Annotated in this window: 12 protein-coding genes and 1 tRNA gene; 9 read left to right on the forward strand and 4 right to left on the reverse strand. The window is 41.6% G+C overall.

Annotated elements, in window-relative coordinates; translation table 11 throughout:
• Positions 1-606 precede the first annotated feature (606 nt).
• The 7 genes from metK to HMPREF1505_RS10050 all read left to right on the forward strand — a co-directional run bounded on the left by metK (position 607) and on the right by HMPREF1505_RS10050 (position 7,202).
• The gene (gene metK / locus HMPREF1505_RS10020; RefSeq protein WP_036925057.1) at positions 607-1,899 is read left to right on the forward strand and encodes a methionine adenosyltransferase; all 1,293 of its coding nucleotides are present in this window, start codon (positions 607-609) and stop codon (positions 1,897-1,899) included.
• Between the two features lie 6 nt (positions 1,900-1,905).
• Complete coding sequence (locus HMPREF1505_RS10025) at positions 1,906-2,838, forward strand: DUF4271 domain-containing protein (RefSeq protein WP_036925060.1); 933 nt, start codon at positions 1,906-1,908, stop codon at positions 2,836-2,838.
• Between the two features lie 6 nt (positions 2,839-2,844).
• The gene (locus HMPREF1505_RS10030; protein WP_036925063.1) at positions 2,845-3,600 is read left to right on the forward strand and encodes a uroporphyrinogen-III synthase; all 756 of its coding nucleotides are present in this window, start codon (positions 2,845-2,847) and stop codon (positions 3,598-3,600) included.
• 84 nt (positions 3,601-3,684) lie between these two features.
• Positions 3,685-4,110, forward strand: a complete 426-nt coding sequence (rnpA, locus tag HMPREF1505_RS10035) for a ribonuclease P protein component (RefSeq protein WP_036925064.1) — start codon at positions 3,685-3,687, stop codon at positions 4,108-4,110.
• Positions 4,111-4,136: 26 nt separating this feature from the next.
• Positions 4,137-4,409 carry a membrane protein insertion efficiency factor YidD gene (gene yidD / locus HMPREF1505_RS10040; RefSeq protein ID WP_155948933.1) on the forward strand — a complete coding sequence of 91 codons (273 nt, stop codon included), beginning with the start codon at positions 4,137-4,139 and terminating at the stop codon, positions 4,407-4,409.
• A 105-nt stretch (positions 4,410-4,514) separates the two neighbouring features.
• On the forward strand, positions 4,515-5,813 hold the full coding sequence (gene tyrS, locus HMPREF1505_RS10045) for a tyrosine--tRNA ligase (protein WP_036925066.1): 1,299 nt from the start codon (positions 4,515-4,517) through the stop codon (positions 5,811-5,813).
• A 126-nt stretch (positions 5,814-5,939) separates the two neighbouring features.
• Positions 5,940-7,202: a clostripain-related cysteine peptidase gene (locus tag HMPREF1505_RS10050; protein ID WP_036925067.1), complete on the forward strand. Its 1,263-nt coding sequence runs from the start codon at positions 5,940-5,942 to the stop codon at positions 7,200-7,202.
• 64 nt (positions 7,203-7,266) lie between these two features.
• Here the strand turns inward: HMPREF1505_RS10050 and HMPREF1505_RS10055 are convergent, their stop codons facing one another.
• From HMPREF1505_RS10055 to HMPREF1505_RS10070, 4 genes are all read right to left on the reverse strand, one after another.
• Positions 7,267-8,217: an alpha-hydroxy-acid oxidizing protein gene (locus HMPREF1505_RS10055; RefSeq protein ID WP_036925069.1), complete on the reverse strand. Its 951-nt coding sequence runs from the start codon at positions 8,215-8,217 to the stop codon at positions 7,267-7,269.
• A 200-nt stretch (positions 8,218-8,417) separates the two neighbouring features.
• Positions 8,418-9,353, reverse strand: a complete 936-nt coding sequence (locus HMPREF1505_RS10060; RefSeq protein ID WP_036925071.1) for an AEC family transporter — start codon at positions 9,351-9,353, stop codon at positions 8,418-8,420.
• A gap of 429 nt (positions 9,354-9,782) precedes the next feature.
• Positions 9,783-11,012, reverse strand: coding sequence for a glycoside hydrolase family 27 protein (locus tag HMPREF1505_RS10065; protein ID WP_036925073.1), 1,230 nt, complete (start codon positions 11,010-11,012; stop codon positions 9,783-9,785).
• A gap of 73 nt (positions 11,013-11,085) precedes the next feature.
• Positions 11,086-11,156, reverse strand: a tRNA-Gln gene (locus HMPREF1505_RS10070).
• 212 nt (positions 11,157-11,368) lie between these two features.
• On the opposite strand from HMPREF1505_RS10070, the gene HMPREF1505_RS10075 reads away from it, so the two are divergent.
• Positions 11,369-12,133, forward strand: coding sequence for a helix-turn-helix domain-containing protein (locus HMPREF1505_RS10075; RefSeq protein WP_036925075.1), 765 nt, complete (start codon positions 11,369-11,371; stop codon positions 12,131-12,133).
• A gap of 200 nt (positions 12,134-12,333) precedes the next feature.
• The gene (locus HMPREF1505_RS10080; RefSeq protein WP_036925076.1) at positions 12,334-14,397 is read left to right on the forward strand and encodes a histidine kinase; all 2,064 of its coding nucleotides are present in this window, start codon (positions 12,334-12,336) and stop codon (positions 14,395-14,397) included.
• The last annotated feature ends 720 nt before the right edge of the window (positions 14,398-15,117 follow it).

The raw sequence follows: 15,117 nt of genomic DNA on the forward strand, positions 1-15,117 counted from the left end.
TGCCGTTAGTTATAGATGTTTTCTTTGAAATTATGTAATGATTTTTCAAATCCTTATCTGCATATTTTCGAAGTATAAAAAGAAATGGTTTTCAATGTCAGAGGATAATAATAAGATAGATAGTTGACAATCTTAGCAATGTTTTTTGTTTAGCGAGTAACTTTGGTTCTTCTGTTAAAGCAATACGAAAAGTGTCCACATATTTAACAGAAGAATCATTTTATGCGACGATTTAAGGTTTATATCGTCGCAAATTATGCGACAATAATACTAAAATAGTTCCGATGTAATTATTGACTTCTCAAATAAAGTAGATTTTGAAAGGGTAATCTTTGATTGTATTTTCTTTATCATTCATCGTTTAACATCGAATACTACTAATCATCGCCACCCAACATTCACCACTCACCACCCACTATTCACTAATCATCACCACCCAACATTCACCACCCACCACCTAATATTCACCACCCATCACCCATCATCTATCACCCAATAATGTATAAATCTTACTTATTTATTTTGTTATCCCGCTAAGTTGCAGTAACTTTGCACACTTAAACAGAGAATTAGTAGTAAATTCAAACATAAAAAGTAGATAAATATATGGCATATTTGTTTTCATCGGAATCAGTATCTGAGGGACACCCAGATAAGGTTGCCGATCAGATAAGCGACGCATTGCTCGACCAGTTCTTGGCATATGATGAGGATGCACGTTGCGCTATAGAAACCTTTAATACTACAGGTCAGGTAGTGATTATGGGTGAGGTAAGGTCTAAGGAATATGTTGACCTTCAGACAATTGCTCGTAGGACAATTAACAAAATCGGTTATACAAAGGCTGAGTATCAGTTTGATGGCAATAGCTGCGGTGTTCTCTCTGCTATTCATGAGCAGAGTGATGATATCAACCGTGGCGTTGACAATGGTGATGCTGAGAACCAGGGAGCTGGTGATCAGGGTATGATGTTTGGTTATGCATGTAACGAGACAGACAATTATATGCCTGTGACACTCGACTTGGCACACCTCCTTATGACCACGTTGGCTGACATCCGCAAGGAAGGTAAGCAGATGACTTATCTCCGTCCAGACTCAAAGAGTCAGGTGACAGTGGAGTATAGCGATGACAATATCCCACAGCGAATTGACACTATCGTTGTTTCAACACAGCACGACGACTTTATCAAGCCTGCTGACGACTCACGTGAGGCACAGTTGAAGGCTGATAAAGAGATGGTAGAGCAGATACATAAGGATGTACTTGAAATCCTTATGCCACGTGTAAAGGCACAGATAACATCGGAGAAAGTACTTGCCTTGTTCAACGACAATATCAAGTATCTTGTCAATCCAACGGGTAAGTTCGTGATTGGTGGTCCTCATGGTGATACTGGTTTGACTGGTCGTAAGATTATTGTTGATACTTACGGTGGTAAAGGCGGTCATGGTGGTGGTGCCTTCTCTGGTAAGGACTCAAGTAAGGTAGACCGTTCTGCAGCCTATGCTACACGCTATATTGCAAAGAATATGGTGGCAGCTGGTGTGAGTGATGAGATTCTCGTACAGTTGGCTTATGCTATTGGTGTTGCTGAGCCTGTTAGCGTTTATGTGAATACCTATGGTCGTTCACATGTGAAGGCTACTGATGGCGAGATAGCAGAGATGGTGAAGAAGTTGTTTGACCTTCGTCCAAAGGCTATTGAGAAGACACTGAAACTTCGTCAGCCAATGTATCTGGAGACTGCTGCTTATGGTCATATGGGACGCCAGAATGAGGTTGTTCAGAAGACTTTTGAGAGCCGTTATCATGATACTAAGACAGTTGATATTGAACTTTTCACTTGGGAAAAGCTCGATCGAGTAGAGGATATTAAAAAGACATTCGGACTCTAATAGATAATGCCGACAACTGATTCCATTGTTCGCCCTTCTCTATTGCTAAAGTCAACATTGGCAGCAGGGAAGAAGGCGAATGTCGATTCTGAGGGTAAGGCGGGTCAGAAAACTGACTCGTCTATCTTGTTGCGCCCTAAAAAACAGAAGAAGTTTCAGCTGACGGACTTCAAATTTGCAGAAGAAGGCTACTTTAAAGGGAATAAGTTTTTCAAGTTAGAACGAGGAAACAATCATGCTGATGGAGTTTCGGGCGTTCTTGCTCCTTATGCTGTAAGCAATGATAATGTTATTGCAGCAATGCTCTTAGGTTGTTTTGTGATGGCGATGGTGGCGTTTTCTCTATCGAGAAATTTCATAGAACGACAGATAAAGAGTTTCTTTCGTGTAAGTCGTAGTAAGGAGTTGGCTATTGAAACGAATGAAGAGATGCGCTTTCAGACTATCTTGATAGCACAAACCTCTTTGTTAGGAAGTATTCTCTATTATTTATTTGCGCGAGATTTAGGGGGCAGTAGGCTTTCGAATGATACACAACTTGGAGCGATAGGATGCTTTTTTGGTGTGTTTGTCGCTTATTTCCTATTCAAGTATCTGGTCTATGGATTCGTAAACTGGGTGTTCTTTGATAGGAAAAATAATGGACAATGGAGGCGAACACAGGTGTTTCTTTCCTCTTTGGAAGGAGTCTTATTATTCCCGATAGTACTCTTACTGGTTTACTTCTCTTTGTCACTCCATGCAGCATTGATTTATACACTAATTGTTATGTTATGCGTCAAAATGCTTGCTTTTTATAAGAGTTACAGTATCTTTTTTAAGAGAATGGGTGCCAGTCTGCAAATAATTTTGTACTTTTGTGCGCTCGAATTGATGCCGTTGATGGTATTGTGGGGCGTTTTGTTCATTACAGATAACTATTTGATAATAAACTTTTAGGACACGATGATAAAAAAGATCTTGGTTTCACAGCCAAAGCCGTCAAGCGAAAAGTCGCCATATTACGACATAGCGGAAGACTTGGGAGTGGAACTGGTTTTCAGACCATTTTTTAAAGTGGAAGGACTCTCAGCGAAAGAGTTCCGTCAGCAGAAGATAAACCTGTTGGATTATACCGCTGTGGTATTTACTTCTCGTCATGCTGTAGACAATTATTTTAATCTCGCTAAGGAAATGCGTGTCACTATCCCAGAGGATATGAAGTATTTCTGTGTGATTGAAACGATTGCTCTTTATATCCAGAAGTATGTTCAGTACCGCAAACGTAAGGTGTTCTTTGGTAATACGGGAAAGATTGATAGTCTTATCCCTACAATGACTAAGCATAAGACTGAGAAGTACCTTGTTCCGCAGAGTTCTGTACATACGGAGGCTCTGAGCGAGTTGTTGGATGCAAATAAGCTCAAGCACAAGGAATGTGTGATGTATCGTACGGTGAGCAATGGCTTAACAGAGGAAGAAGTTAAGAACTTTGATTATGATATGCTTGTCTTCTTTAGCCCAACAGGAGTAAAGGCTCTGAAAGAGAATATCCCTAACTTCGAGCAGGGAGACATCAAGATAGCTGCCTTTGGTCCCGCTACAGCGAAGGAAGTTGAGGCACAAGGATTAAGACTTGACCTTCAGGCTCCATCGCAGGAGTATCCTTCTATGACAGGTGCATTGCGTGCTTTCTTGGAGAAAGAGAAGAAGAATAAATAGTATAACGGCTTCTGCTTCATCTGAAAGGATGGGGAAGGAGCCGACATCAGTACCGGACATACGGTAAATAAAGGCTGATAAGGAATGGAAAAGCATGAAGAAAGACTAAGAAAAGGAGAACGTCTATGTAGCAAGAAGCTCATAGATACGCTCTTTGGAACTGGTGGAAGTCATGCGATGACAGCATTTCCTTTGAAGGCTGTCTACAGATTAATTGACTGTGAGTCGGAGACTTCAGCACCAGAAGAAACGGTCATGGAGTCGAATGTACAGGTGTTAGTCAGTGTTCCGAAGAAGCATTTCAAACGTGCCGTAAAGCGCAATAGGGTTAAACGGCAGGTGCGTGAGGCTTATCGTAAGCACAAGAGTTTTGTCACGCTCCGTGTGAACGAACAAACAGATAAGCAGTTGTTGATAGCTTTTATATGGCTTTCAAACGAATTGATGGATTCTGTTACAATTGAACAGCGGGTCTGTAACCTGCTTCAAAGAATAGGAGAACGGATATGATGGATGAGAAGGAGAGAAACGAGAGTATGCCACGTGAGCAGCTGTCTCATAATGTTTTTGCTAAGCTATGGTGTCTTTTCACACGTGTTTTATCATGGCTGTTGATACTTCCGATACTCTTTTATCGCCAGTTCATATCCCCTTTTACGCCACCTTCTTGTCGCTTCACTCCTACTTGTTCGGAGTATGGTAGACAAGCTATCCTAAAGCATGGACCTTTTAAGGGTTTGGCTCTAACAATTTGGCGTATATTAAGATGCAATCCGTGGGGCGGTAGTGGTTATGACCCAGTGCCCTAACGATGCTCACAATAGAATATTAATACAGAGTTGAGGCTTATGAAGAAAGGGTGCAATGCCTTTAAAGTCTTCTATCCCTTGACTCCTTAAAGTATAAAGATATAGATGAAGAACTTTGTAGAAGAACTCCGTTGGCGTGGTATGCTGGCTCAAATGATGCCAGGTACCGAGGAAATGCTTCAGAAAGAGATGGTTTCAGCTTACTTGGGTACTGACCCAACAGCTGACTCATTGCACATCGGTCACCTTTGTGGTATCATGATGTTGCGTCATTTGCAGCGTTGTGGACACAAGCCTTACCTCCTCGTTGGTGGTGCTACAGGTATGATTGGTGACCCTTCTGGTAAGAGTCAGGAGCGTAACCTCCTTGATACAGAAACACTTTACCATAACCAAGAGGCTATCAAGAAGCAGGTAAGTAAGTTCCTTGACTTCGATGGCAACGAGCCAAACAAGGCTGAGATGGTTAATAACTATGACTGGATGAAGGACTTCTCCTTCCTTGACTTCGCTCGATTGGTTGGTAAGCACATCACTGTCAACTATATGATGGCTAAGGATAGTGTGAAGAAGCGCTTGAGTGGCGAGAGTCGCGATGGACTTAGCTTTACTGAGTTCACCTATCAGCTTCTGCAGGGTTACGATTTCCTCTATCTTTTTGAGAAGTTTGGTGTTAAGTTGCAGTTGGGTGGTAATGACCAGTGGGGTAATATGACTACTGGTACTGAGCTTATCCGTCGTACTTTAGGTAACGAAACTGAGACATATTGCCTTACTTGTCCACTGATAACAAAGGCGGATGGTAAGAAGTTTGGTAAGACCGAAAGCGGTAATATATGGCTCGATCGCAACCGTACAACACCATATGCCTTCTATCAGTTCTGGTTGAATGTTAGTGATGATGATGCCGAGAAGTATATCAAGATCTTTACTTCTTTGGAGAAGGATGTTATCGATAATCTTATTGAAGAGCATCGTCAAGACCCAGGTCGTCGTACACTTCAGTACCGTCTTGCAGAGGAAGTTACCCGTATGGTTCACTCTCAGGAAGACCTTGATATGGCGATAGCAGCCTCTAACATCCTCTTTGGTAAGAGTACAAAGGAGAACTTGTTGCAGTTAGACGAGCAGACCTTTACTGATGTCTTCAAGGATGTTCCACATTACGAGGTATCAAAGGATGTACTTGGTCAGCCTGCAGTTGATGTCTTCAATCAGGAAGGTATGCAGATATTCCCAAGTAAGAGTGAGATGCGTAAGCTCGTTAAGGGTGGTGGCGTAGCGCTCAACAAGGAAAAACTCGCAGCTTTTGACCAGCCAGTAACAGCCGAGGATCTTATCGATGGTAAGTATCTCCTCGTACAGAAGGGTAAGAAGAACTACTCTTTGATTATTGTAAAGTAAGTATCTACGAACTATAATACATAACTATGAAAAGCCTTACTATGCTCATTGTGGCGTTGCAAGGCTTTTTAATTAACCACTCCCATAGCTCCTTTTAGGATATTCATGGGCCTAAAAAGATTAATTATGAAGAAACTCTTCCTTCTCTTACAACTGGTAATGCTTGTTGTCTTTGCCTCTTGTAGCAGTGAAGACCCAGACCCAATACCTCAACCGGGTGCCGAGGTAGAGAATACTATCTTTGTTTATATGCCATGGTCGGGTGTAACAAACGACGGAGTAGTAAGAAATAATCTCAATAACTTCTTTAATGCTAATCTCGATGATATTAAACAAGCAGTGGAGCAACAAGGAGGCTTGGGGAATAAGCAGCTGATTGTGTTCATTTCAGATTCGCTATCAAAAGGTTATCTATATAAAATTAAGTATAAGAACAGGAAGTGTATAAACGATACCCTTGCTGTCTATAACAACACATTGTCAGGTTTGCGGTTAAATACGACAGGATGGATAACAAGCATTTTTAAGCGTGTTAAGCTGGAAGCTCCAGCAAAGAACTACTCATTGATTGTGGGATGTCATGGTATGGGTTGGATTCCTGGAAAGGCGAGTACACGTCTTACCCGTTCTGTCGCTTCTCCTATTGAACGTGATATAGAGACAGATTTGGTGGGTCCTCCAACGCGTTGGTTTGGTGGTGGAGATTATCAAACTGATATCTCGACCCTCACAAAAGGTATTGAAGATTCTGGTATTGGTAAGTTCCAGTATATTCTTTTCGACGATTGTAACATGACTGGTGTGGAAGTTGCTTACGAACTGCGTGATGCAACGCACTATATTGTTGGTTGTCCAACAGAAATTATGGCTTATGGTATGCCGTATAAGCTCTTGTGGGGTGAACTGTCAAAGGTGAATCCAGATTATCATAGAATCTGTAATGACTTCATCAACTTTTATAGTAACTACACTTATAACGGCTCTTCTTATCCTTATGGTACAATCAGTGTAATTGATTGTTCGCAGGTTGAGGGTATGGTGAACCTTATGAAGGAGGTTAATACGTCATCTTCGCTCTCTCCATTTGTTGAAAGTAACCTTCAAAGTATGGATGGTTATAATCCTACAAAGTTCTATGATATGGGTGATTATGTACGTACAATCTTACATAATGACCCACTTTTATTGGCAAGGTTCAACCAGCAGCTGAACCTTCTTGTACCTGAAAAGGGTAATACAAGTTCGTATTATACTACTTTTGATAAGGACGTTTTTGGACATGTAGTTCCCATTCATACCTATTCGGGTATCACCATTTCTGATCCTTCAAGTAATCCAGAGGTTAGACTGTCATTAAACAAGAACCTTTATTATAAGGCTACCCATTAGGATTAAAAGGCAAATATAAAAATAGCATCTATAGAAAAAGTAAACTTCTATAGATGCTATTTTCTTAGATATAAAGCACAGACGCATCGAATGAACGAATGTCTTTCACGCAGGTGTACATCATCAGCTCTGAAAGTTGTTCGTTCATTTTTTGTACCTTCTCCTCAACTCCTTCTGCTCCTTGTTGCAGCAATGGCTTGAGGATTCCTCTGCCTACAGCTACCGCATCAGCCCCTAATGCAAGTGCTTTATAAGCATCGTAGCCTGTATCAATACCACAGTCAACGAAGATTGCGATGCCACTTCCCTCCAATGCTGCCTTAATCTTAGGCAGAACCATCAGTGGAGCAACACCGAAAGGAATACGTCCGTGGTGATGAGAGACTAAAATAGCAGCACAGCCTGCCTCCTTACACTTCAAAGCATCCTGCACAGAGAGTACGCCCTTAGCAACGAATGGTACGTTACCAGCAGCCTTCACGTATTCTTTGAGGTCGGAAAGCATGACAGGACCGAGAGGAATACCGTCTACAACATCATATCTTCCGTCTGTTCCTGGGACGTGATCAATGTCTACACCGACAGCTATTGCACCGTGTTTGATAGCAAACTGAATCTCATCTAAAATAATATTATGGTCAGCGAACGGCTTAATGATTCTCACTGTTCTTGCTCCTTCGGCTGCGATTTCAGCATATTCCTCGTTAGGTTCCATACCTACCCAGTTGACTGTATTCAGCTTTTTGGCAGCACGTGCATACTCTAACATCGGTTTCTTGCCGTCTTTCAGCACCTTATTAAGATGTGAGAAGGCAGGCATCATAATTGGTGAATCGAACTCTTCACCGAAGATAACTGTCTTCAATGTTGGCTCAATGGCATCAATAACACGCATCTCAACATGGATAGAATCCAAGTAGTTACGGTTAAATACATTTGCATCATCTGCTTTGCCACTTGTTACGGGTATCATTCCCGCTGGTCCTGGCCACGGACTTTTTACGTTATCGTTCATGTTCTTTTAATTTAGGAGTTAAGGAGTGAAAGGGAGTTGAAAGGAGTTAAGACAAATGTTATGATGTCTCAAATCTGATGTTTGGATTTATATTATACTATTGTCTTAACTCCCTTTCACTCCTCAACTCCTTACCTCCTTTGTATTATACTATTGTCTTAACTCCCTTTCACTCCTTAACTCCCTTTCACTCCTTAAATTTATATCAATAATAATGTTATCAATGTATATACTACCATTGCCACCACGATGAAGATGGAGATAAAAGCCGACATAAAGCTTTCGTCGTCCTCATCTTTGCAAAGGCTTTCTATCTGTAGCGGTACGGGAAAACCTGTTGGACAAGCAAAGTAAAGTAGTACGCCAACGAGGAATATCTTCACTGCCATCAATTCTGGGAACAGCAAGAAGAAGGCTCCTACGATAGCCCCACACAGCACAAGGCGCACCACTGTCAATGCCAAAAGTGGCTTGAGCTGTGCTGCCCGTAAGTGGAATCCATAGCCGAGCGTGAAGAGGATAATGCTCGCAATAGGTGTCATTGCCATGTTCATCGTATCGTCATAGATTCTGTGAAGTTCGTTCTCCATCAGCCATTGGTACAAGCCCGACATATTAACGAGAATACCCACGATAACGGCAACGATGAATGGTGCTGTAATAATTCGTTTCGCCATAGGAAGGAAAGCCACATTCTTTGATGTCTGTCGTGTGATGAGTGCTGGCACAAGTCCAAAGTTGATGAGGATACCAGCAACGTCAAAAGTGATGATGTTCACAGCGTACTCTGCTCCTACCAATGCGATATAAAGGGGTAGGGCAACGCTGCCTCCCTCACATGTCATCAGTAGGAAGGGTGCCAATCGGGCATAACGTCCACTGATGGGTTTTGCTATGCTCTTACCTATTAGGTAGACAAGAATCCAAGCGGCATCTAAAAAGAGAATCTCATAAATGAAATTCGTCGATAACTCTGCTTTTACAAGTACGTGAAAGACGAGCAGTGGGAAAAGAATATTAAATACCAATGACTTCGCTCCTTCGTTCTGTCCTGCTGTTACCCAACCTCTTCTGTGACTCAACCAACCGAGGAACATCATAAAGAAGACAGGAAAAAGAATCTCTATAGCTTTCATTTATTTGCTGAATTTATCTAATTTGTATTTGTTACAATGTACAAATATAGATAAAAAGCATGATATTAGCAAATGAATAGGGGAATTTAAATAAACAGCCTCACCCCGACCCCTCTCCGAAAGGAGAGGGGAGTGATTACCGAAAAGGGTAATCGTAATTCGAGGTTGGTATGAGTTGTTTCTATTCTATTGACATATGGTAGGGTATTTTGTTCTCCGCACTATTGGTGTTTGCCGTTTGCACCATTGGTGCTTAGCATCCGCACCATTGGTGCGGACCAACAGCACGATGTTAAATAATAGCTTAGAATGATAATAAAAGGATGTTATTGGAATACAAAACGGGCACAGCAGGAAGATGCTGTGCCAGTGGTTGAGGATAAAAAGATGTTATTTTTTTATTCTTCTCTTTATAAAATAATATGCTGTTTAACGTGTTGTAACCGTAAAGACCTTTGTTTCATGAGGTTGTAAGGTGGCTTGCCACGCCTTACGTTGGCGGCTTGTCTTATGCTCCCATACGTCTCTGAAATTATATTCCTTCGCATTGCCGAGGATAGAAAGTGGCAACTGAACACGCTGAGGAGTGTCAGAAGGATTCATGATGGCAATAGCTTGACGATTTCCACTTAGGTTTCTGAGGTAGACACGACAAGAACCGCGGAAGTCAACTCTATGGGCTGCCTCGCCAAGGGCGTCTTGATTGATAGCAATAATCTCTTTATTGAGGAGGATGCGACGTGTTTCAGCGTTCTCGTTTAAGATGTCGTGGCTTACTGCCAATGGCGAAGCGAACATGCACCACATAGACATCTGTGTCTGATACTCAGTATAAGTACAGCCTACACCACCTAAATCGCTCGATGGTCCACCCTTTCCGTCAAGTCCAACGACGAGCATATCCATGTCGAGCCAGTGACCTGGTCCTGCGTATTTATAAAATGGTTCGGTAATGTTAATGATATCAATGATACCCATACCTCCCTGCTTCACGATGTCTTTCCACATGTCACGTACGTCAAAGCTCACACGCCAGAGCGAACCACCTGCCTGACGAGCCCACATCTCAGGATTCAACTGTCCCCATTCACAGACACCCAAGGCTATCTTACGACCTGAATTCTGTAGCGCATCAGCCATTTTCTTATAGCGTTTGTGAGCAACAGCACTGTCAGAAGGTGCATGGCAGTAGTCGTATTTCAGATAGTCAATTCCCCATTCAGCAAAGGTCTTGGCATCTTGTTCCTCAAAATCGTAACTGGCTGTGTAACCAGCACAAGTGAGCTGAGCGGCATCAGAGTAGATACCGAACAGCAAACCCTTTGAGTGAACATAGTCTGCGAGTGCCTTCATTCCGCTTGGGAACTTCTTTGGGTCTGGTATGATATTATTGCGTCGGTCGCGTCCTCCCTGCCATGCGTCATCGATGAAGATGTATTTATATCCAGCTTCAGCATAGCCATCAGCCGCCATCTTATCAGCAATTTGTCGGATAAGCTGTTCGTTGATGTCCTCCTTATATTTGTTCCAGGTCATAAAACCCATTGGAGGTGTCAGTGCTAAAGAGTCACGATTAGTAGCAGTCATGTGCAATGATGTCAGTAAAAAGGCTGCAATAAACAAAAGTGATTTACGAAGTTTAGATAGTTGCTCAATCATTATAATTATAATTTAGGAATTAGCGGATACTAAAAAATCCGCAGAATCATAAAGAATCCGCGGATTTTCTGTGTTGTCCCAGGCGGATTCGAACCACCACTGACAGAACCAAAAACTGTAGTGCTACCATTACACCATAGGACAATCGTGGGTGCAAAGGTAATGTTTTTTAGTTTAATGCCCAAATTTTACTGTATAATTTTGCGCATCTATAGGTCTTGTGCAGTAAATATTTGCTGATTATACCTGTTTTATTGTATATTTCTTGCACTCCGTTTGGCATTGATAAGATAAAATATTATCTTTGCAACATACAATAACTCGAAACATTCTATCACTTTTTATGATACAAGCCTATGAAACCTATATCGTCAGTTATCATATTTTTGTTACTCGTCTGCTCGGCAGTATGGGCTGGCTTTGATAGCTATCACTGTGCTGAAACGGCTATTGTACAGGATATGAATCAGGCTTTGTCGAAGACACTCGCTGGGAAACGTGAGGCGTGGATTACGCCCGATACCATACAAAGTTATCGGCAATATTTACAGATAGCCGACCTTAGACGTCGTTCGTTTGTGTCATATGCGTTGGGTGAAGATAGTCATTCGCTGTGCAGTAGACAGATGAGGTGGCAGGCAGGTGGTCATTCGCTTTTATTCCAAAGTTATGCTGATTGTTCCTTCGCTACGGTGTGGGGCTTGTCAGATCAGCGTTTACCCTTTGCTTTCCTATTGTTAGCCTTGGTTTGGATGACTGCATCTATCGTGTGTTTTCGTCGTCATCGCGCAGGCAGATTGGTGCTGGGTAGAATGGTATATGCCGCTTCTGACCATAGTTTTCGTGACTGGCATGGGGAGAAGATATCCTTTACACCGATGCAACAGCAACTAATGGAGCTGTTTATCAATGCAACTGATAGAAAGTTGTCGAAGGCAGTTATCTGTGAAACGCTTTGGCCAAAGAAACCCGATGCAAGCGAAACGCTCTACACACTTATCCGTCGTTTGAAGCCTATTGTCAGTGAGCGTTGCGGATTAAAGATTGTGGCTGACAGGGGTGATGGTTACCGATTGGCTTCTGATTCATCTTCAAAGAAAATGTTGGATAGTCTTTCTTAATGGAATAGGTGTCATCTTTAAAATATATATCTTAGGCATTCTTTATTGGAATATTATGCTTAATAGGGGGCTATTGAGTAGTTTTTGTTGTGCTTTTTCTTGTTTACCAGACCTCAATTAGCTATTGTCAGGTAATTGTCAGTAACTATTTTTGTCCTGATAGTAGGTGGATTCTATCTTTGTAGCAAAAAACAAAGACTATGGAAAAAGGTTTATGGATGCTGTTGTTATGCTTTCTTGCACTTCCTGTTGGTGCACAGAATGAGAAAGAAAGCGACAAGACGGCAAAGAGTGTAGAGATGAAAGAGGTGACAGTTGAGGCTGCACGAGTGACGAAAAAGCTTGATGGCCTGCTGATTATACCGTCTGATGCACAGCGAGAAGCTGCAACGGACGGTTATAGTCTGCTTGGAAAGCTGTCTCTTCCACGTATCAGAGTAGACGAGGTGATGCGTACCATTGTGCCTTTGACGAATAATGGAAGTGTTCAACTTAGGCTGAACGGAACTTTGGCAAGTAAAGAAGACCTGCTTTCACTGGACCCAAAACTTGTGAAAAACATTGATTTCATCGATAATCCGGGAGTTCGATATGGTGACGGAATAGGCTTTGTCATTGATATTCGGACGAAGCGTAACACCACTGGTTACGTGCTCGGAGCAGATTTATCGAACTCTGTTACGACTGTGAATGGCGGTAATACGCTCTATGCAAAGTACAATCATAAGAATTCAGAACTGGCTTTAACCTTTACTTCCCTTTATAAAGACCAGCGTGGTTTTCGGTCTTCAGAAACGGCTGACTATACTTTGAACAATGGAAGTCATTATCTTGTTTCACGCAATCAGACCGCTGGCAGAAGTCGTCGTTTTGGTAATCAGTTTGAGATAAAGTACAGTCTTGCAGACTCGGCTACCTATGTTTTCCAAACAAATCTGTCAGTGGGAGGAGGTAATACGCCCGGTAATTATGCTGATTTTGTATATCGGGATGGAACAGTAGAGCAGACTTATCGGACGATTAATGTGTCAAGTGACTTCTCTCCAACTCTTGATCTTTACTTCTTTCATCAGCTTGGTAACCATCAGAGTATTACAGCTAATGTTGTTGGCTCAAGTATTTATACGGACAAGCGAGGATATAATGGAGAAGAAGGAGATTATGCCTATGAGGTAAATGGGCGTACTTGGTCGCTGGAGAGTGAAGCTATTTATGAGAATAAACTCAAACCTTTTACCCTTTCTGCAGGTTTAAACCACTCGATGACGTTTACGAATAATGAATATACTGGCGATGTATCTGCTCTTAACAAGATGCGGAGAGGAGAACTTTATCTATTCTCTGAGGTGAAAGGACGGTGGAAACGAATAGGCTATTCGGCAGGTATTGGGGTTGCTAATAAGACCTATTCGCAGGAAAACTATAGCTTTGACTACTGGACTTTCCGTCCAGAACTCACGTTGAATTACGATATTTTGACAGGATTAAATGCACGTTATACCTTTGAAACCTATCGTAGTGAGTCTTCATACGCTATGGTGAGCGATGCAAGAATCAGAGAGAATAGCCGTGAATGGAAGGTTGGAAATCCTAATCTACAACCTTCTCGGGTCATTAAGAACATTCTTGATGTAAGTTATAATGGTAGGCGTGTGAGCTGTGGTATGAATATGGAGTACCGACGTGTCCTTGGGAGCAATATGAGTGTGTATGAACGTACGGCAACAGATGAGTTTCTTTATTCACAACAGAACATTGGTAATATCATGATGTTTGTTGTACAGAACTATCTTAGGTATGATGTTGTACCTGAACATCTGTCTGTAACACTTTTCGGAGGTATCAATCGCTTTTTTAATATCAGCAGTCTGTACCGTCATCATCTTACAAGTTACAACTATGGTGGTAATATTCAGGCTTATCTTGGACGCTGGACACTCACGGGATATGCCGATAATGGTTGGAAATTTGTTGAAGGAGAGCATGAGGGAAGGAATGGTCCAGCGGTCTATTTGGGCGTTAGTTACAGGTGGAAAACGTGTAGTCTGTCACTCTTTATGCAGCATCCTTTCCAGCAACATCCTGCTATACAGCGTGGTAAAGTACTGAATGAAAACCTCCATAAAGAGTATATTTATCGCAGCAGAGACTTGGGTAATATGATAACACTTAGGTTTAGTTGGAAGTTGTCAAAGGGTAAAAGCTATAAAGAAATAGACAAGAAAGTACAGCATGAGGGGAATAAACAGACGAGTATTTTATAGTGGATAGCTGTAGGGGTGCACCCTTAAGTTATTGAAAATACAATCTAACTCGTTATTGGAAAAGGTCTTTCTATTCAATTATCATGTTTCTGACTTGGAAGACCTTTTCCCTTTTTAACTCTTCAAAGAGGTAGATAAGGCTTTGAAAAATCGTTACATAAATTCGGATAAAGCATCTATAAATAAGGATAAAAACACGTGTAAAAAGCAGGTTTGTAACCATCAGGAAATCAGTTGGTTATAAAATGGTCTGAGAAAAGGTGCTTAATTGGACTTCAAAAGGGCGTTAGTAAGGGTCTTAAAGGGCGTCTTTTGCAAGTCAATTAGGCGTCTTTTAGAAGCCAAAAGAGCATGTGTTGGTTTTGAGTTGTGTGAAAATAGTTTACAAAATTCAAGGGTGTAGGGATGAGATGTTTATGGAAGATGAATAGACATAGTATCAGTTTGCATTTTATCCTATAGTTTATGTCCGCTTGTAAGGCTATCTAAATTGGGATAATTATACCATACAAGTGGATAAGTCTTTATCTATTTCCAATCTATGCTATTAACGGAAGGATTTTTTAAGGGTCTTCAGGATTTATGGAGTGATAACGTTTGCCTCTTAAGGTTAGGTTTCTGACGAAATGTCACACGGAGACACGGAGAGGACGGAGGATTATTAAAAAAGCAATGGAAGTCACGGAGGCACCGTCGGTGCATAGAGCGACGGAGCTTGTT

Origin of the sequence: Prevotella sp. ICM33 (assembly GCF_000517825.1) — a bacterium.
GTDB lineage: Bacteria > Bacteroidota > Bacteroidia > Bacteroidales > Bacteroidaceae > Prevotella > Prevotella melaninogenica.

Bases quoted from the DNA above. Each gene is read 5' to 3' on its own strand.
- HMPREF1505_RS10055 (WP_036925069.1), bottom strand. From the start codon at position 8,217: ATGAACGATAACGTAAAAAGTCCGTGGCCAGGACCAGCGGGAATGATA.
- HMPREF1505_RS10080 (WP_036925076.1), top strand. From the start codon at position 12,334: ATGGAAAAAGGTTTATGGATGCTGTTGTTATGCTTTCTTGCACTTCCT.
- HMPREF1505_RS10050 (WP_036925067.1), top strand. From the start codon at position 5,940: ATGAAGAAACTCTTCCTTCTCTTACAACTGGTAATGCTTGTTGTCTTT.
- HMPREF1505_RS10065 (WP_036925073.1), bottom strand. From the start codon at position 11,012: ATGATTGAGCAACTATCTAAACTTCGTAAATCACTTTTGTTTATTGCA.
- metK (WP_036925057.1), top strand. From the start codon at position 607: ATGGCATATTTGTTTTCATCGGAATCAGTATCTGAGGGACACCCAGAT.
- rnpA (WP_036925064.1), top strand. From the start codon at position 3,685: ATGGAAAAGCATGAAGAAAGACTAAGAAAAGGAGAACGTCTATGTAGC.
- HMPREF1505_RS10075 (WP_036925075.1), top strand. From the start codon at position 11,369: ATGAAACCTATATCGTCAGTTATCATATTTTTGTTACTCGTCTGCTCG.
- HMPREF1505_RS10060 (WP_036925071.1), bottom strand. From the start codon at position 9,353: ATGAAAGCTATAGAGATTCTTTTTCCTGTCTTCTTTATGATGTTCCTC.
- yidD (WP_155948933.1), top strand. From the start codon at position 4,137: ATGCCACGTGAGCAGCTGTCTCATAATGTTTTTGCTAAGCTATGGTGT.
- tyrS (WP_036925066.1), top strand. From the start codon at position 4,515: ATGAAGAACTTTGTAGAAGAACTCCGTTGGCGTGGTATGCTGGCTCAA.
- HMPREF1505_RS10025 (WP_036925060.1), top strand. From the start codon at position 1,906: ATGCCGACAACTGATTCCATTGTTCGCCCTTCTCTATTGCTAAAGTCA.
- HMPREF1505_RS10030 (WP_036925063.1), top strand. From the start codon at position 2,845: ATGATAAAAAAGATCTTGGTTTCACAGCCAAAGCCGTCAAGCGAAAAG.